The 18627-nt window shown below is 51.9% G+C and carries 16 protein-coding genes; 2 read left to right on the top strand and 14 right to left on the bottom strand.

The window, feature by feature from the left end; translation table 11 throughout:
• Positions 1-103: 103 nt before the first annotated feature.
• Positions 104-475, top strand: coding sequence for a hypothetical protein (locus C3432_RS28140; RefSeq protein ID WP_258041652.1), 372 nt, complete (start codon positions 104-106; stop codon positions 473-475).
• A gap of 1137 nt (positions 476-1612) precedes the next feature.
• Here the strand turns inward: C3432_RS28140 and C3432_RS23055 are convergent.
• Positions 1613-2650 (bottom strand): YcjF family protein, encoded by a 1038-nt coding sequence (locus tag C3432_RS23055; RefSeq protein ID WP_103779276.1) that lies wholly within the window; start codon positions 2648-2650, stop codon positions 1613-1615.
• Positions 2647-4044, bottom strand: coding sequence for a YcjX family GTP-binding protein (locus tag C3432_RS23050; RefSeq protein ID WP_103779274.1), 1398 nt, complete (start codon positions 4042-4044; stop codon positions 2647-2649). Before C3432_RS23050 ends, C3432_RS23055 begins: the two co-directional genes overlap by 4 nt.
• Positions 4045-4348: 304 nt before the next feature.
• On the opposite strand from C3432_RS23050, the gene C3432_RS23045 reads away from it, so the two are divergent.
• Entirely contained in the window at positions 4349-5359 is a 1011-nt protein-coding gene (locus tag C3432_RS23045) for a LacI family DNA-binding transcriptional regulator (RefSeq protein ID WP_103779272.1), read from the top strand.
• Between the two features lie 37 nt (positions 5360-5396).
• Here the strand turns inward: C3432_RS23045 and C3432_RS23040 are convergent, their stop codons facing one another.
• From C3432_RS23040 to pspD, 12 genes are all read right to left on the bottom strand, one after another.
• The gene (locus C3432_RS23040) at positions 5397-6302 is read right to left on the bottom strand and encodes an OmpG family monomeric porin (RefSeq protein WP_103779270.1); all 906 of its coding nucleotides are present in this window, start codon (positions 6300-6302) and stop codon (positions 5397-5399) included.
• A 211-nt stretch (positions 6303-6513) separates the two neighbouring features.
• Complete coding sequence (locus tag C3432_RS23035) at positions 6514-7596, bottom strand: ABC transporter ATP-binding protein (RefSeq protein WP_103779268.1); 1083 nt, start codon at positions 7594-7596, stop codon at positions 6514-6516.
• Between the two features lie 10 nt (positions 7597-7606).
• On the bottom strand, positions 7607-8275 hold the full coding sequence (gene pgmB / locus C3432_RS23030) for a beta-phosphoglucomutase (protein WP_103779266.1): 669 nt from the start codon (positions 8273-8275) through the stop codon (positions 7607-7609).
• Positions 8272-10548: a glycoside hydrolase family 65 protein gene (locus C3432_RS23025; protein WP_103779264.1), complete on the bottom strand. Its 2277-nt coding sequence runs from the start codon at positions 10546-10548 to the stop codon at positions 8272-8274. The genes pgmB and C3432_RS23025 overlap by 4 nt, the downstream gene beginning before the upstream one ends.
• Positions 10545-11600 (bottom strand): Gfo/Idh/MocA family protein, encoded by a 1056-nt coding sequence (locus tag C3432_RS23020; protein ID WP_103779262.1) that lies wholly within the window; start codon positions 11598-11600, stop codon positions 10545-10547. Before C3432_RS23020 ends, C3432_RS23025 begins: the two co-directional genes overlap by 4 nt.
• 10 nt (positions 11601-11610) lie before the next feature.
• On the bottom strand, positions 11611-12399 hold the full coding sequence (locus C3432_RS23015; protein ID WP_103779260.1) for a sugar phosphate isomerase/epimerase family protein: 789 nt from the start codon (positions 12397-12399) through the stop codon (positions 11611-11613).
• Positions 12400-12416: 17 nt separating this feature from the next.
• Entirely contained in the window at positions 12417-13469 is a 1053-nt protein-coding gene (locus C3432_RS23010; RefSeq protein ID WP_103779258.1) for a zinc-dependent alcohol dehydrogenase, read from the bottom strand.
• Positions 13470-13497: 28 nt separating this feature from the next.
• Positions 13498-14340 carry a carbohydrate ABC transporter permease gene (locus C3432_RS23005; RefSeq protein WP_103779256.1) on the bottom strand — a complete coding sequence of 281 codons (843 nt, stop codon included), beginning with the start codon at positions 14338-14340 and terminating at the stop codon, positions 13498-13500.
• Positions 14327-15208: a carbohydrate ABC transporter permease gene (locus C3432_RS23000; protein WP_103779254.1), complete on the bottom strand. Its 882-nt coding sequence runs from the start codon at positions 15206-15208 to the stop codon at positions 14327-14329. The genes C3432_RS23005 and C3432_RS23000 overlap by 14 nt, the downstream gene beginning before the upstream one ends.
• Positions 15209-15226: 18 nt before the next feature.
• Positions 15227-16519 (bottom strand): ABC transporter substrate-binding protein, encoded by a 1293-nt coding sequence (locus C3432_RS22995; RefSeq protein WP_103779252.1) that lies wholly within the window; start codon positions 16517-16519, stop codon positions 15227-15229.
• 13 nt (positions 16520-16532) lie between these two features.
• Entirely contained in the window at positions 16533-18242 is a 1710-nt protein-coding gene (locus C3432_RS22990) for a sugar phosphorylase (protein WP_103779250.1), read from the bottom strand.
• Between the two features lie 153 nt (positions 18243-18395).
• Positions 18396-18626: a phage shock protein PspD gene (gene pspD / locus C3432_RS22985; protein ID WP_103779248.1), complete on the bottom strand. Its 231-nt coding sequence runs from the start codon at positions 18624-18626 to the stop codon at positions 18396-18398.
• Position 18627: the final 1 nt, after the last annotated feature.

The raw sequence follows: 18627 nt of genomic DNA, 5'->3' as shown, positions 1-18627 counted from the left end.
CATCGTCTTTGTTCCCTATCCCCGTGCTTTGACCATCCGCGATAATGTTTGTGTTGGTAAGAGTGATAGAACCCGATGTGTTATTTACCCCCTTACTGGTATCATGGGTATTAATCGTGGCATTGTTTATTGTAAATGTGGCAGTGGTATTAGTACCGTCATTGTTCAATATCCCTGTACTGGCGTCATTGGTGGAGATAATACTTCCATTCAGACTTATCTCGACAGCTCCCGCATTTTCTATTCCTCTACCTGTATTCCCGACGGTAATTTCACCACCGGAAAGAGTAAGTTTAGTCGCCCTTCGGTCAAGAAATATTCCCCAATCACCATTTTTTCCACTTACATCTATTTCGCTATCTATCAAAATGGTAGTGCTACCCTCTCCGCTCCGTATCCCTACACCTCCGCCCACTATGTCAGTATCAATGACTCTAATGATGCTATTACGGAGATCGGCCTGCCCCTTATTTGATATCCCAACACCGCTTTCATTGACTGCAACTGTAGTATCTTCCAGAGTAACTTTAGAACGGCTGTCAGTGATTACTCCGTTATTATCTTTACTGACATTAATAGTGCTATCCCCACTTAACTTTATTTCCGCCCCATTTTGTATCAATATGCCAGTATTATATATTTCCAGAGCATTAATCGTTATCTGACTACCGACTACGACTACACCATCACCCATAACGCTAATTGCAGTGTTTGGATATACACTAGAGCCTCCTACAGCAGTATATATGTCGCCATCAGTGAGTACTGTATTTGAATTAATCTCACAACTATTCCCAACAAGTGTACCGGCACAAGTCGCCGCACTGGCACTCCCCATTGAAGCCAGCGCCAACCCAACCGCCACTGCACCAGCGCATACCTGGGTTTTAATCCGGCTATCGCCGCGTGCTAACTCGGAGGCAACCACATACATATTACGGGCAGCATTCCAGACAATATTGTAACTCTTATTCATTTCAACTCCTTTTGCTTGCTCTCAGTACATTCAGTTAAATTATTTATTCCGGGTATTTATTACAGGCTCACTGCATTTGAAATGCTCTGGTTAAAAAACACAAATAGCCTCCCCGGACGCATGAATCTGATTATTCACATCCGACATCGTTCATGTTTCCAATATATTAAGGATACATTCATCACCGTAACGAATTAATAATTAATTCACAAAACAGATGGTTGTTTATTTTATCCATCGTTTTTCATATCAGACCACAGTAAATGGGAGAATATTATATATTATGCTTTATTTATAAATCTCTATTTTAAACAATAAAAGCACAATTTGTGATTGCTTGCGCACAGGGTAAGCAAATGTAATCCATTGCATCATCCACTGACGATAAGAACCTCCGCGTACTCGGGGGCCGACGGCAAGCCGCTGATGGCCTGTTTATGCTATACTCGTCATACTTCAAGTTGCTGGTGCGTTGGCAATGCCTGAAATATTCTGGCAGGCATTATTCGGATATCAAATACAACGTTTCAATATATTGATGAATGAAAGGTGAGTGACAGGCTGGCGATAAAGCGGGAATAACATCGTGCGCCAGACGGGTTCCGGCGGCACGATGTGAAAATCACTGCGGCTTATCTATTTATCGTGTCTTTTTAGCTGACCAATTAATTCACGGCGAAAATCACCAAGCCGTGGTTTGTCGTCGTCAATCCACGGCAGCGGACGGCAAAGCTCCATCGCCTTGATACCCAGACGCGCGGTAAGCAGCCCGGCGCCGATGCCCTGCGCGGCGCGCGCAGACAACCGGGCGGCGAGATCCTGCGACATCCAGTCCATCCCCATCTCACGCACCAGTTCGCTGGCCCCGGCAAAAGCGATATTCAACAGCACCAAGCGAAACAGACGCAGACGGCTGTAATAACCCAGCTCGATGCCGTACAGCGTCGCAATACGATTGATCAGCCGCAGGTTGCGCCAGGCAATAAACGCCATATCCACCAGCGCCAGCGGGCTGACGGCGATCATCAGCGTCGATTCTGCCGCCGAACGACTAATCTCTCTTCGCGCCTGTGCGTCCAGAACCGGCTGCACCAGATGTGCATACAGGCTGACCACTTCCCTGTCGTTTTGCGTTTCATGGATAGAGGCATACCAGCGCTGTAGCGCCGGGTGAGACTGATCGATTCCCGCTTGTTGCGCCAGCTTTTCACAAAATGCGCGGCCTTTTCCGGTACCATGGCTGTGCAACAGATCGCGAGCCTCATCGCGCTCATGGGCGCGCTGGCGCAGGCGCCACAGCCGACGCCACTCGGTCACCACTGAGCCGACGCCCGCGCCGATGATCAACGCCCCCGCCGCACAACCGCCCAGCGCCACCCAGTCCTGAGTTTGCCAGGCATTCATCGTCCACTGCACGCCCTGGCCGACCACGCTGGCGCCAAACAGCGTCAGTCCCCCCATCACCATTTTGCGCCACAGGCTGCGCTTAGGACGCAGGGCAGCGTTAATCACCGCCTCCGCCTGCCCCTCTTCCTCCACAGGTTCATCCAGCGTCGCCGGAGAAAAGGTCTGCGCCTGTGATTCGCTGAAGGTTTGCTGCGCCTTAAACGCCGGATTTTGCTCAACCTCCAGCGGTCCTGCGAAATCGATACGCGGTTTTAACGGTTCGGTCATCGCAATTTATCTCCTATTAAAAATTCCAGCGCAGCATCCAGGCGAATATGGGGCAGCGGTTTGTCCACATCCATCACCTGCGGGCGAAACGCTTCAAACTGAAAACCCTGATTATCCCAGAATGCCTGTCCAGGCAACCTGGCCGGAACTTCCCCCGGATAAACGGTAAGCGGCTCTCCATCGCTGAGTCGGTTACCTCGCAGAGCCGGAATCTTCTCGCCATTGACATCAATCAGACCGCTGGTGGTCGCCTGTACCGACGCCAGCCCCAGGCAGTCCATGCTGATGCCTTCAAACGCCGCGTTTTGCCACGCATCCTGAATCAGCTGCTGGAGCAACGACACCATATTGGCATGTTGATCCACCGTGACGTGATCGGCCTTAGTGGCGGCGAACAGTAGCTTATCAATCACTGGCGCAAACAGTCGTCGAAACAGCGTGCGCTGTCCATAATGGAAACTTTGCATCAATTGAGTCAATGCCAGACGCATATCATTGAACGCCTGCGGTCCGCTATTCAGGGGTTGCAGGCAGTCCACCAGCACAATCTGGCGGTCAAAACGCAAAAAGTGGTTTTTATAGAATCCCTTAACCACCTTCTCACAGTAGTAATTGAAGCGTTCCCGCAGCATCCCGGCGTTGGTATGTTTATCTGCCTGCGCCAGTCTGGATTCCCCCTGCGCGTCCACATCCGGCCACGGGAAAAATTGCAATGCCGGTGCGCCAGCCATATCGCCAGGCAGGACGAAGCGCCCCGGCTGAATAAAGTGCAGCCCCTGTTGTTTACACTGATGTAAATACTCTGTCCAGGCAGCGGCAATTTCCGCCAGGCGATTCTCATCGGCAGGCGCCAGCGGATCCAGCCCCTGGGAGATCTGCCGCCATTTCGCCGACCATTCAGCCCGCTGCCCGTGCAGTAAACCGGTCATCTGTCGCGACCAGCTCAGATAGTCCTGCGCCAGCATCGGCAGATCCAGCAACCATTCGCCGGGGTAATCGACTATTTCGAGATACAGCGTTGATGTATCTTTAAAATGACGAAGTAATGAGTCATTGGATTTATAACGTAGCGCCAGGCGGATCTCACTGACGCCGCGCGTCGGCGTAGGCCAGGTTGGCGGTGAACCGTAGAGTTGCGCCAGCCCTTCATCATAGGTAAAGCGCGGAATACCAAAATCGCGCTGCGGAACGCGTTTCACCCCCAGTAAGCGCTCCTCACGCACGGCGCCAAGCAGCGGCAACCGCGCCCCGGCGTGGAGGTTGAGTAACTGGTTCACCATCGCCGTGATAAACGCGGTTTTTCCGCTGCGGCTAAGTCCGGTAACGGCCAGCCGTAAGTGCCTGTCTACGCCGCGATTGACCAGCGAGTTGAGTTCGTTTTTAAGTCGCTTCATCGCCCATCCCGTTATGCCTGAAGAGCAGAAAAAAGAGAATATACTCTTAATTATTCGTGTCGCGGGACAAAGAACCTGGGCCATCGGCTCTAAACGGCATCGCCGTGTTGAACGCTGCTTACGCTGGCCCCACAAGGCCAAAGCCCTGGGATATGCCAGGTAACAAAGCCAACTCCCCGCAACGTGAAGTATGACGAGTATAAATATGGGGTCAGGTTGTTGATAATCAACCGCCTTATGTTGTCATCCGCAGGTTAACTCCATAAGATGTGTACTATTCACTCTCTGCTGGCGTTCCCGAACTATGTCTCCAACTATTTATGATATTGCGCGTGTTGCTGGTGTATCAAAATCAACGGTATCGCGTGTACTCAATAAACAAACCAATATCTCACCTGAAGCCCGTGAGAAAGTTTTGCGTGCGATCGACGAATTACAGTATCAGCCGAATAAACTTGCCAGGGCGCTGACGTCCTCTGGCTTTGACGCCATTATGGTAATTTCTACCCGTTCTGCGAAAACGACAGCCGGCAATCCTTTTTTCTCAGAAGTACTCCATGCCATTACCGCTAAAGCGGAAGAAGAAGGTTTTGACGTCATATTACAGACTTCCCGAAGCACAGAAGATGATTTGCAGAAATGTGAAAGTAAAATAAAGCAGAAAATGATTAAAGGCATTATTATGCTGAGTTCCCCGGCTGATGAATCTTTTTTTGCACAGCTTGATAAATATGATATTCCCGTTGTCGTCATCGGCAAGGTTGAAGGTCAGTACGAGCACGTTTATTCGGTAGATACCGATAACTATCGTGACAGCATTGTTTTGACTGATGCCTTAATTAACAGCGGCCATCAGCATATTGCCTGCCTGCACGCGCCACTGGATTACCATGTTTCTGTCGATCGCCTGAATGGTTATAAACAGAGTCTGAATAATCACCATTATCCGCTGGCACCACAATGGATTATAGATGGTGGTTATACGCATGAAAGTGCGCTGGAAGCAGCGAGAACCCTGTTAAGCCAGCATCCTTTACCGGACGCGGTATTTGCGACAGACAGTATTAAGATCCTCAGTTTGTATCGCGCAGCCGCAGAGAAAAATATTGCGATTCCGCAGCAGCTGGCCGTGGTGGGCTACAGCAACGAGATGCTCTCATTTATTCTTACCCCGCCGCCTGGCGGGATTGACGTCCCGACGCGTGAACTGGGCGAACAAAGCTGCGATCTGTTATTTAAGCATATTGCCGGTAAAGCTGAAGCCAGGTCCATTACCGTAGAAACCCGAATCTCTCTGACCGCCTCGCTGGCCTGAGTAACGGCTGCCCGTTGACTTCGGGCAGCCGGAATCATCAGAAGGCGTAATTCACGCCTACGCCCGCATAGTGGAACCGATCGCTTTCCCCTTCGTCATGATCTTCCCACTCATATGCATATTCCAGCGACATCGACAGGCCGTTCTGGAAATCATAAGCATAGAGCAGGCCGAGACGGTTAAAGTCATGGCCTTCACGTTCGATATCGTCCTGCCAGTCCCAGTTGCTCCAGCGATCCAGCCCGATACGGGTATACGGCGTCAGCGTGGTGTTACCCAACGAAAGCGGCAAATAGGCACGGATCTCCTGGGTGGAAAACTCACCATTATTCCGTGAGCTATCCATATTAAACCCGCGCTCCAGGTAATAGTTCACCGTCAGCCCCACCGTTTCATTGATGGTATAGTGCAGGCCAGTTTCGGTTTCGACACGACTGTCCGCGTAACCGGTCGTCGATAAATCATTGACAAACTGATACATCGACAACCAGCCGCTGAAGCGTAAATCGTCAGCGAGTTTCACATCCCAGTCAGGCGCTATTTTCCAGCGCTGCATATTGGCGGTGTCTTTCCCCGCTTCATTCACGTAGTGGTAGCCGTAATTACGAAAACCACCGGTCAGGCCAAAATTCACGTCATCGCTTTCGAGGAACTGATAGTGAACTTCCAGTTCCGGACGGTCGAACCAGCTGCCGCGCTTACCGGCACTATAATCAACCGGGCCTTCCTGATAATAGGCCAGCGACATTCTCCACGGACCGTTTGCCGCATTAAAATAGATGGAAGGTTCAGCCAGTCCATCCATATCTTCGCCGTAGCCTTCGACGTTTTCAATTTCGTACATGGCACCAATATTAAAATGCCAGTCATTTTTTTCGGCAGCCTGCGCGCAGGAAACCCCTGCGCACATGGCGAGCGCAGTAGAGAACAGTAAGGTTTTCATTTTTATTCCTTATTAAAACTCGATAAAAAACGCACCTGAAACCGGAGAAATTACTTTCTCCGGTATCTATACTCGTCATGCATCAAATTGCTGGTGCGCTGGCTTTATTACTCGGCCCATTCCTGGACCTCGCCCCTTCGGGACCTGCGCAAGCGCTGTTCAAAACGACTACGCGTTTTATCCCGCAACTCAAATTATTTAAAGTATAAATTTATGTCATTGCATACTCAGTTTCAGTATCAAAGAAATGACATTTCGTCATATCAAAATTAATGGTGATGTTTTCTCCTGCATGGTAGTCGTTCATTGCTCCGGCACGGACGACTAACTCGTGCCCCCCAACGGTGGTATAAAGCATAAATTCAGCGCCAGTTAATTCTGCAACGCTTATTTTTGCGGGCACACTGTTTTCATTTTGTGGCTGTGGATGAATATCCTCCGGGCGAATCCCCATCGTGATCGCTTTGTGTTCATAACCCTGCGCTTTTAATAACGCGAGAATGGAACCCGGAATCGTTAATTTAAGGGTTTCAGTAACAAATTTATCGCCATCAATAGCGCCGCGAATAAAATTCATTGCCGGTGAACCAATAAATCCGGCAACAAACATATTCGCCGGACGGTTATACACTTCTTTCGGCGCGCCCACCTGCTGGATAATGCCGTCTTTCATGATCACAATACGCGTCGCCATCGTCATGGCTTCCGTTTGATCATGCGTGACATAAATCATGGTGGTATTCAGTTTCTGATGCAGTTTGCTAATTTCCGCCCGCATCTGTACGCGTAGTTTGGCGTCCAGGTTGGATAACGGTTCATCCATCAGGAATACCCCGGCTTCCCGGACAATCGCCCGTCCCAGCGCCACGCGCTGGCGCTGTCCGCCCGATAACGCACCCGGCTTACGCTTAAGATAATCGCGCAGGCCGAGGATCTGCGCCGCCCAGCTCACGCGCTCTTCGATAACGGCGGCGTCGATTTTTTGCATTTTCAGCCCGAACGCCATGTTGTCATAGACGGTCATATGCGGGTACAGCGCGTAGTTCTGGAAAACCATCGCGATATTCCGTGATTTCGCCGGAACATCGTTCATCCGCTTACCGTCAATCAACAATTCACCGTCGCTGATCTCTTCCAGTCCGGCGATCATCCGCAGCGTGGTGGACTTGCCGCAGCCGGAAGGCCCCACAAAAACGATAAATTCTTTGTCCTCAATTTCCAGATTAAAGTCTTTAACGACATGCACCTGGTTATCGTATATTTTTTGAATGTGTTGCAACGAAAGCTGTGCCATGTTGATTCCTTTACTTGTCGTTTTGCCAGAAAGCCGATAAGCACGGCCACGTCAGAAATTCCGTCGAAGGGAGATGCAAATCCGCATTGATAAGCCCGGAGCCAATCCCCACCGAGCGCATGCCGCTGGCATTGATTGCCTCAATTCCCGCCTGCGCATCCTCTATGCCGATGCACTCGCGTGGATTAACCCCCAGCCCTTTACAGGCCGCCAGAAAAATTTCCGGGTCCGGTTTCGAACGGCTGATTTGTTCAGCATCAGCGCAAAAACTAAACCAGTGGCTAAGTTCCAGCGCCTGCAAAATGGCGGGCGCATTGAGCGACACCGAGGCCAGTCCTGTCGGGATCTGCAATTCCCGCAGCGTGACCAGCAGCGCCCGGATCCCCGGTAACACCGAATTTGTCGTCAGCTGTTTCAGCGATTCGACATACAGCCGGTTCTTACGCGCTGCTAATTGCGCCCGCGCCTCTTCGCTGAATTCGCCCTCTTTCCCGCCGTGTTGCAGGATACGGCGCAAGGATTCACCACGACTGATACCTTTCAGGGTGTCATTGAACGCCTCATCAATGACAATTCCGGTTTCGTCTGCAATCTGTCGCCAGGCGAGAAAATGCAGATGCGCGGTATCCGTAATCACCCCGTCCAAATCAAAAATAACGGCCTGCGGCTGGCGTTTCATTCAGCATCCCCCTGCGTGGTAGCGGTCCCATTTGTGGACAAAATGAATTCCGGCTTTTTGAGGACACATTCCCCCTGCACGATCGTCTTTTTACCGTTAACCCACATCCCTACAGCCGCACTGCTGGTAATCTGAATTTCAGCGGCAGTTATCGTGAACAGCATGTCACTGCCCTGCCAGCGCAGCGGGAACGTCAGATTTTGCCAGCGATCCGGCAAGGAGGGATCCAGATGCAGCTCCCCGTCGCGCACGCTGACGCCAGCAAATCCCTGAATTGCCCCTAACCAGACAGCCCCGGTTGCCGCGGCATGGATCCCGTCATCACAACCGTGCGGATCGTCGCCGAGATCGATTTGCGCGCCTTCGCGCCAGAAGCGATATCCCTGCTCTGACTCACCGCAGCGCGCCGCCACGATACCGTGGATAGATTTACTCAGAGAGGAGTCATGAATCGTCCGTGGCTCATAAAAACAAAGATTTGCGAGGCACGCCTGCGGACTGAACGCCCAGGGCAGCATGTAGGTCAGCATCACCACATCGGCCTGCTTGAGAATTTGCATCTCATTGACTTCAGCCCTGGAATAATCCAGGAGAATGGTCTGCTTACCGGCCTTCGCTTTATACTGCGACAGGTCGATAACCGGCTTGCTCAGGAATGAATCATCCTGCGGCAGCACGCCATCCTGCTGCGCTTCGGGTCTCCACAGGTGCTGTAAAAAGTGTTCGGCGCGGTGAATAAAAGCCTCATCGCCACACTGAAGAAAACGGGCGAACCAGAGCGCTTGTTCCACGTTGTAGTACGCCATGTAGCTGGTAAACGCGTTGTTGTTAACATGCTCTGTATATTCATCCGGGCCGATAACGTCGTGAATTTCCAGACGGTTATTCACCTCAACCGCGCGGCTTATCCAGAACTTCGCTGTTTCCAGCAGCAGCGCCATTCCTTCATGAGACATGAAGGCCATATCCCCGGTGGCGTGCCAGTAATTGACAACCGCCCAGGCGATATCGGCAACCAGATGATGCTCCGCCTGCGCTGAGGCGACTTTCTGACGCAGCCCGGTGCGAATATTAATGGCCGCGAACTCCGGGGTTTCTTCTTCACCGCTACGCGCGCTTTCCCACGGGAATAGCGCCCCCTGCCAGCCGTTACGCCGGGCTTTCTCCTGCGCTCCGGGTAAGTTATGCCAGCGATAACGTAACAGACTTCTGGCTATCTTCGGTTCGGTGAACATATGAAACGGCAGCAGAAAGACCTCCGTATCCCAGAACACATGTCCTTTATAACCTTCTCCCGTCAGCCCCTTTGCCGCGATACTGCTGCGTTCATCGTGTACCGGCGTCATGGCGCGCAGATGATAAAGTGCAAAATCCAGCGCCCGCTGATCCATGCTGTCAGAACTGGTCACCTGGACACGGCGACTCTGCCACCAGACATGCCAGTTTGCTGCGGACCCTGCTAATAGCCCGTCATACCCTTGCTGCACGCACGCTTCGAGTTCCTGAAGCGATTGCTGTCCCCAGGTTTCCAGCGAGACGCTGCGCTCGCTCGTCCATGCAATCCAGCAGATCTTGCGCAGCGTGACGCGCTGTCCGGCCGTCACCGCCAGGCTGTTATGTTGCAGAAGACGACGTTCTTTCGCGGTAAAGCAGCGCTGCACATCACCGTCAACCTGACAGTAAGAGGAAATAGCAATGTCACTGCGGCCATTCTGCGTCGTGTAAATCCCCTGCAGATACTGTTGGCCAAAGACCCGAACCTGCGTTTCGTCCAGATGCTGGCGACCATGATTGGTGAGGGTGGCATCTATCCCGGTCGATATGGAAAGAGTGGCATCGGCATCCAGCGGGGTGATCGCCATCTCCATCGCAAACAGCGGTAATTTCTCGACAGAAGCAAACCGGCGGCTCTCAATGGCAAAACGGCCTCCGTGCGGCGCCCGCCACACCACCGTGCGGCGCAATTCTCCGCTGGCAAAATCCAGTTCACGATGCCAGCTCTCAATCACGCCGCTTTGCAGGGAGAACAGTTCTCCGTTAAGCGTAATTTCCATCCCCACCACGTCGGGCAGATTAACCAGCTCGTTAATCTCGCCTTTCCCCGCCTGGTGATAAAGCCCGGCAAGATACATCCCCCGCGTCTGCCGCGTGTAGGCTTCTTCATGACTGCCACGGATCCCCATATAACCGTTGCCGGTGGTCATGAGTGATGCGTATTTATCCAGACTTTGCAGACTAAATATTGGATCGGTTAGCGTTACTGGCTTAGTCATAGTTCCACGTACATCCCTGTTTCAGCTGACTGATAAAGTGCAGCCACCAGTTGTTGAAGAACGACGCCCTGTTCAGCGTCGGCAATAGTGACAGCGTCACCTTTCACGTGATTAACAAACGCTTCCATGCTACGAAAATGACGGTTGTCATCGGCCTTTTCGCGCTGCATCAGAACCTCAAGTTCCCCGTCGCGATCGGTATAAATCTGTGCCGGAAACAGCGTCGCCCCAGCCCGGTCGCCACAAAAGTTCACGTTCATGATGGATTGCTCAGGAATATTCAGCGCAAAAGAGGTTTCCAGACGCAGGATCCCGCCGTTATGAAACTCAATCGTGCCAAACAGTGCATCTTCCACGGTGTAGGTTGTCGGATCCCATTCCCCAAACTGGCCGCTATGCTTGCGCGTACCGATTTTCTGAAAGCTGTGCGCAGTGACGCCTTTTACCGCCGGGAAACCCAGCACGTACATCGCGGCATCCAGCATATGAATGCCGATATCAATCAGCGGCCCGCCGCCCTGTAATTGTTTATTAGTGAAAACGCCCCAGCCCGGCACGCCGCAGCGACGCAGCGCGCGGGCGTTGGTGACATAAATTTCCCCTAATGCCCCGGCCATGACCCGATCGCGCAGCAGTTGAGTGTCCAGCGCAAAGCGATGATGAAAATCGTAGGCCAGCACTTTCCCCATACGGCGCGCGGTGTTACGCATCTCCAGCGCCTCTTCCGGGGTCATCGCTGGCGGCTTTTCACACATCACATGACAGCCCGCGTTCAGCGCCTGCATGGTGTGCTCGTAGTGGAAACGATTAGGTGAACAGACGCTGACGATGTCGGGTTTCACCGCCTGTAGCATCGCCTGAACGTCATCCCAAACCTGCGGATTGCCGTATTTCTCTGCCAGCGTCCCGGCCTGAGACAGGCGGCTGTCGCAGACAGCCACCAGTTCCAGATCCTCGCGGGTGCAGTAGTACGAAGCATGAACCTTATCCGCCACCTGTCCGGCGCCAATAATAGCGACGCGAAGCGGAGAGCCTGTCATTGCACTTTTCACGGAAACCCTCTTAACAGGTACGCAACCAGGCGAGCGACTGACGATACGCTTGTGCTGGATTGTCTGCCCTTACACGGCCTTCATACACCACGTAGCCCTGATAATTATCCTCGCGCAACTGGTCAAACAGCGCGGCGAAATTCAGCGTGCCGGTTCCCGGCTGATAGCGATGATTATCGGCAATATGGACATGCCCCAGCAGATCGCGGTTGTCGTGCAGCGCCTGCGCCATATCGTCTTCTTCAATATTCATGTGATAAAAATCGCCGATGATCTGCACATGCTTCAGGTCGTTTTCCACGATATAGCGACGAGCATCAGCCAGGGTGTTGATCATATGATCCTGATAGCGGTTGAGCGGCTCCAGGTAAACCACCGTTCCGGTCCGTTCTGCCACTTTATCGAGATAAATCAATGAGTCACTCACAGCTTTACGATCGCCCGCCAGGCTACGCGGCGAGGTCATCGGCGGCAGACGGAAGGTAAACATCCCCCATGCCGCCGGGACGATAATCCCTTTGCCGCCCACTTCCGCCAGCGCTTCGAGGATCTGCGTTATCTGCTGCAAACCGTTCAGACGACGCTCTTCGATAAAGTCGCCAATCCAGCCGTCATAGCCGCCGCAGGCAGTGGTTACCGGCAGACCGGTTTCTTCGATCGCCGCTTTCACTTCTGCCAGGTTGTTAACCAGCAGCCTGCCGTCAATTTCAAAACCGTCAAAACCCATCTCTTTGATATAACGGAATTTCTCCAGAATATTTTCCGGGAAAAAAGCCTGATTCTGTGTGCCAATTTTCATCTTCTGCATTCCTTTGGTTAAAACGTCACGCCCATTTTGATGCTCTGCTCCGGATGGCGGTCGACATACTGCATGTAGCTCTCCGGGCTGCTGGTAAAGGTCACTACCGGGTCGATAAGCTCCTCGCAGTTCAGATAACCGTTCATCAGCAGTTCCCAACAGGTCTCTTCAATACGCTTGCGGCTCCAGCGCGGATAGTCAGGATTGGGTTCACTACAGGCGCGGGAGAAGACGATTCGGGCATTATTAAAGTGAGCTTCACGCCCGAGGTTGAAACCTTCGGCAAACGGCTTGGCAAAAGCGACATAGGAGATGGTGCCGCCATAGGCCAGCCCGCGAAGCGCCGACTGCAACGCATCGGCATAGCCGCTGGTTTCAATGATGACGTCAGCGCCCTGCCTGCCGGTGAGCGTTTTGATCTCTTTACCGACATCGGAGCCAATGGGGTTAAGGCAGATATCGGCGCCGTGGCGACGGGCGATATCACAACGATGGGCAATCGGATCAACGCCAATCACCACGGATGCCCCCGCTTTTTTCGCCAGCTGTACCGCAATCTGACCAATGGCCCCCAGGCCGACGATAACCACATAGTCACCGACGCGCACATTGGCATCCCGCACGCCGCTCATGGCAAACTGGGCCGGGTCATAGCAGACGGCGTTTTTCCAGGAACTGCCTTCCGGCATTTTGCGCAACTTATAGTTGTTTACCGCATTGATAATGACCGTTTCAGAAAGCGGGCCGTAGCCACAAACGGTGTCACCCACGGCATAATCCGTCACGTCAGAGCCACACTCGATAATCTCGCCCACCACCATATTACCCAACTGGAACTTACCGAATTCAATACCTCGCGGCGTGCCCTCTGCGCGCGGCATAAACATCTGCCATTCCGCGTTGAAGTCTTCATCAATAAACGGGCTTGCGGCGCGGAAATCGACCACTTCAGTGCCGTGTTTTGGCGCGCCAAAGCGGACGCGGATTTTCACTTCATTCGCCAGTACCGCACGATCTTCATACGCCACCAGTGCCGCGACGCGCGGTGCGGTGGCAACTAACTTTTTCATTGATAACTCCTTGATTGAACTGGCCGCTTTAGCCCTTAACGCCACCCGCGGTCAAACCACTCTTAATAAAACGTTCGGAGAGCGCGTACATAATGACGACAGGCAGTGCCGTCACCAGCGACGCGGCCATCATCCGTCCCCAGATATAGTCAGGCGTGCTGAACAGCGCGTTCAGACCGACCGGTAAGGTGAAATTGCTGGCGCTGGAGAGGAAAATCGAGGCAAACAAATAGTCGTTCCAGGCCACCATAAAGCAGTAAACAAAGACCGATACCAGCCCGGACATTGCCAGCGGAACGGTGATGCGGAAGATAATCTGTAGCCGATTTAAGCCGTCCATCATTGCCGCCTCTTCGATCTCATCCGGGATGGTGTCGAAGTAGCTTTTCAGCATGAAAACTGCGGTCGGCAGCGTCTGGGTGACCATCGTAATAATCAGCGCCATTTCGGTGTCGTAAATGCCGAGCGCGGTGATGATTTTGAACAGCGGCACCACCAGCAGAATGCCGGAGAACATGTACACCGTGTAAAAGCTGGCGTTGATGGTCATCCGTCCCTTAAAGCGCAGGCGGGACAGCGCATACGCCCCAAGAATGCCAAGAAACAGCGCCACGGCAGATGACGCGACCGATACCACCAGGCTGGTGCGGAAGTAATCGACAAACGGGAAAATCAGCGGATTAAAAATGTCGATATAGTGTTCCAGCGTCCACTGCTGCGGTAACAGCGTTGGATGCAGCGATATCGCCTCTTTCGCGCTCTTGAACGAGGTCATCAGCATCACAAAAAATGGAAACAGCGTGATGATGAGAAAAACAGCCAGTCCGCAATAAAAACCGATGCGTCCGGACTTGCGCTTATTTGTTGCCATTGAGGTTCACCCGTTTTCTGGTCAGCAGGATAACAGCGAAAATAATCACGAACAGCACCACAGAAATCGCTGCCGCTTTACCTAAGTCATTAAATGCAAACGCCGTTTTATAGAGATACACCCCGAGAATATCGACTTTAGTGGTGAGCAGATAAACGTCGGCGAACATGTAGAACATCCAGATGGTACGCAGCGTCACGACGGTCGCCAGCACCGGCATAATGGCGGGCAGCGTGACAATGCGAAACCGCTGCCAGGCGTTGGCGCCATCCATCTCAGCGGCTTCATACAGCGATTTGTCGATCGTCTGCAAAATGGCCAGAAACGAGATAAAGGCATACGGGAAGTACCGCCAGATAGCGAATATCACCACCAGCACAAAGCTGCTTCCGGGATTGTCAAACCACAGCGGCGCCTGATCGTAGAGATGCAGCAGATCCACGCCGAGATAATTCACAATGCCGTAGCCATTGTTGAACATGTACTTCCATGCAAACACCAGCGAAATAGACGGCGTCACGTAGGAGAGGATCACCAGCGAACGCGCCGTTTTACGCAGCCGAAACTCGCGGTTAAAAAACATCGCCACGCCCAGCCCCAGAACGGTGCTACCCGCCACCACCAGCGCGGTATACCAGACCGTCATCCACAGCGAATGCCAGAATCCGGGATCGGATAAAATACGGATGTAGTTGCTCAGACCGACAAACGTGGACTCAATTCGCGGATTAAGCGGCAAACGCATAAAGCTGATTTCGATATTCGATATCATCGGCCAGACCACCAGTCCGCCCAGCAAAAGTAAGCTCGGCGCCAGCAGCAGCATGGCAAATGGCATATCAGAACGACCTGAAAAGAACCTGTTCATCACGGCTTTACTTCCCCATTAGCGCTGCTCAACAAGGTCATCCAGCTTTTTCTGGCTTACCTTGATGGTCGTTGACAGGTCGGCTTTCCCGACCGTGACGTTATGCACCATCGTGCTCACGACGCCTGAACCGGTTACGTCCCCCATGCGGGTGAAATTTTTATCGCCGACCGCGCCAAATACCTGAATATTCGGCAGTTCCGCAATCAGCTGATTTGGCAACTCGCCAAGCGCTTTAATCACGTCGTTATTTTTCCAGGTCGCCGTATTCACCACCGCTTTATTGACCGGCAGCGCCGCGCCGGGCGACATCATGACCCAATCAGCAATGTTGTCGGCCTGCTCCATAAAGGTGATAAATTTCTCCGCGGCATTCGTCTCTTCGGCTTTCTGCCCCGCGGTAATCGTCAGTGAGGTCAACATGCCGTAGACGGCAGAATTTTTTTCTGTCGGAACCACAAAGCCGACATTTTGCGGATCGCCCTCTTTGATCACGGCGGGAAGGATATAGGTCGAGTAAATCGCCATTGGCGCCGTGCCGTTCATGAAGGCGTCTTTCACTTCCATGATGTCGTTAGAGCCAGGCATGGTGTTCGTGGCCAGATCGCGGTAGTAGCTCAGCGCCTGGGCCATCTCTGGCGTATCCAGCGTGATCTTGCCTTCGGCGTTAAAAACGTTAGCCTGATTGGAGAGCGCAAACTGCGAGAAGGACTGCTCGGTCAGCACGCTTTCCGCAGTGGGTAGCGCAATACCATATTTCTTATTGGCAGGGTCGTTCAGTTTTTGTGCAGCACTCAGCAACTGCTGCCAGTTCTGCGGTTCTTCCAGCCCCGCTTTCGCCAGCACATCTTTGCGATACCAGATACCGCCAATCCATGCGCTGACGGGTACACCGGTCCACGCGGTGCCATCTTCGGTACGGACAATACGCAGCACGCCATCGTAGAAAGCATTTTCACCGACGGTCTTAATCACATTACCAACGGCATTTCTGTCGATCAGCGATTCTTTATCCATCACTTTGGCGTAGTCATGGCTGGTCTCAATCACTTCAGGAAGCGATCCGCTGCGGGCGAGTGTGATCACTTTAGTGTTATAAGCGTCTTCTTCGACAGGGACCTGCTTAACGCTAATGCCGGGGTTCTCTTTTTCGAAGCGTTCAATCAGTTTTGCAATCACCGCCTGACGCTCCTGCTCTACGGAGGAGTGCATAAACTCAATAGAGACATGAGACGGTTTATCATCTTTACACCCTGAAATCAGGGCGCAGGAAACCAGTGCTGATATCAGCACGATTTTTGATTTAAGCATGAGATGTTCCTTGTTATTTTTTAATCCACATTACCTGCCAGGGGTACAGCGTTAATTCCTCGCCTGCAACATTGACTTCGCTAATCAGATCGAATCCATTTTTTATATCAATTGAAATAGTTTGATTCTTATCACTTATATTAAACAGGGCAATAATACTCTCGCCCGTTTCTGTCTCACGGTTAATTTGCATAACCGCTGGCGTAACGCTGCATATATCAAAATGACTATCCGGGTGAAAGGCTTTATTTTTGCGACGAATGGCAATCAGCCTGGATAATTTATGATATACGTGGTGACGTAACGTGTTTACATCCTTTAAGTCGGCTTCAATATTATTTAGTTGATATTTCTGTCGATTTATTGCTCTGTTATATCCCAGTTTTTCTACACCCGCATAGTCATTACGCGATCCCAGCACGCTCTGGATATAAATCGCAGGAACCCCCGGGAAAGACAATAATATCGCGTGAGCAAGAATAAAGCGGGCGAGCCGCTCCGGGTCGCTGGCATTCTGAGGGCTCAGCGCATCCATATACGTCACATTGATTTCGTAAGGACTACGGCTGCCATCCGGGTTATTTTTCCAGTTAACTAAAGCCCCTTCCTGCTGTAAATCGGCCACCAGTTTTAAAATTTCCTCTTCCGGTAACAGACCGCGTAACGGATTGAGGCCAATGCCATCGTGCGAGGCAAGGAAATTAAACCAGGTTGTCTCTTCGGATGGCAGCTGTAGCGATTGCGCCCAGGCACACAGCGCGGTGACGTCCTGGCGCTGCACGGCATGAAGCACCAGCGGCGGCAGTGAAAACTGGTACACCATCTGGGCCTCATCATGCCCATTACCGAAGTATGAAATGTTGTCTTTATGAGGAACGTTGGTTTCCGTAATGATAACCGTGCCCGGCGCGACCGCATCAGCAATGGCGCGGAAAAGCTTGATAAGCTGATGGGTTTTATTCAGGTGAATGGACGACGTGCCAGGCTCTTTCCACATGAAACCCACGGCATCCAGGCGCACATAATCGGCCCCTTTTTCCAGATAGGTCAACAGCACATCCACCATCGCCAGCAGGACGGCAGGATTGGCATAATTGAGGTCGATTTGATCGTCGCTGAACGTGGTCCATAAATGACGAACGGTATTATCTTTCAGCGTAAACGGTGTAAGCAGAGGTAAGGCACGCGGGCGCGTTACGGCGCTGAGATCCACCTCAGGGTCCATAGCAATAAAGAAATTATCAAACTCCGGAACCTGATTTAAATAGTGTTTAAACCATTCACTTTTCGCGGACATATGGTTGCAGACGAAATCAAACATAAGCCGACTGGATTGGCTCAGTTTATCAATATCTTTCCACTCTCCTGTGTCTTCCGCTACCTGGTGGTAATCCATCACCGAAAATCCATCGTCCGATGACCACGGATAAAAAGGTAACAGGTGAACATGAGAAAAAGTGGTTTTCAGCCACTGCCGATAAAATTGATTAAATGTCGGGAGTGGTTTTTGTTCGCGGCCATGAAATTGATCCGCATAGGTAATGAGTACAACATCCCCCTCATCCCAATGGGATTTACGACTCTTATTAATTAAATGTCGCGACTTTTCCATACGCGAGAACAGCACTTCATAGTGAAGCGCTGTAAATGATTCCCCATAAACATCACTCAGGTAATTCTCTATTTTCTGGTTCACTTTACTTTTCCGTGGTAGCGGTCCCATGAATCAAGAGACTACTCTGCAGAAAATAGGCTGTCAATCAGGAAGGCGACTTTCAGAGGGGAGATAAAAAGGATTTTAGCAGCCCAAAAATCGTATTTGTGAGCTGCCGCAAATTAACAGAGGGAATGTTAGTTAGTTGTTACTGCCCGGAGATCAGGTGTGATTACCGGAATAACGTTTAGCTATTTTGGCCGCTGCGCGACTCAGAAACGGTTCAAGCGCCAGCGCCAGCAGCATTTTCAGGGGACGCCTGGCGACAGATTTCACTGCCCACCCGGCGACGCCTGCGGGCCCATAACGCAGCGCAGCCAGAAGAACCAGCTTGCCTGCTATTTTAACACCAGGCGTCATCTTCTGCCCGGCACGTTGCCAGCGAGTATTCATC

This window comes from Citrobacter amalonaticus (genome assembly GCF_002918555.1).
Classification (GTDB): Bacteria; Pseudomonadota; Gammaproteobacteria; order Enterobacterales; family Enterobacteriaceae; genus Citrobacter_C; species Citrobacter_C amalonaticus_A.
This window is presented reverse-complemented; position numbering and strand designations above follow the sequence as displayed.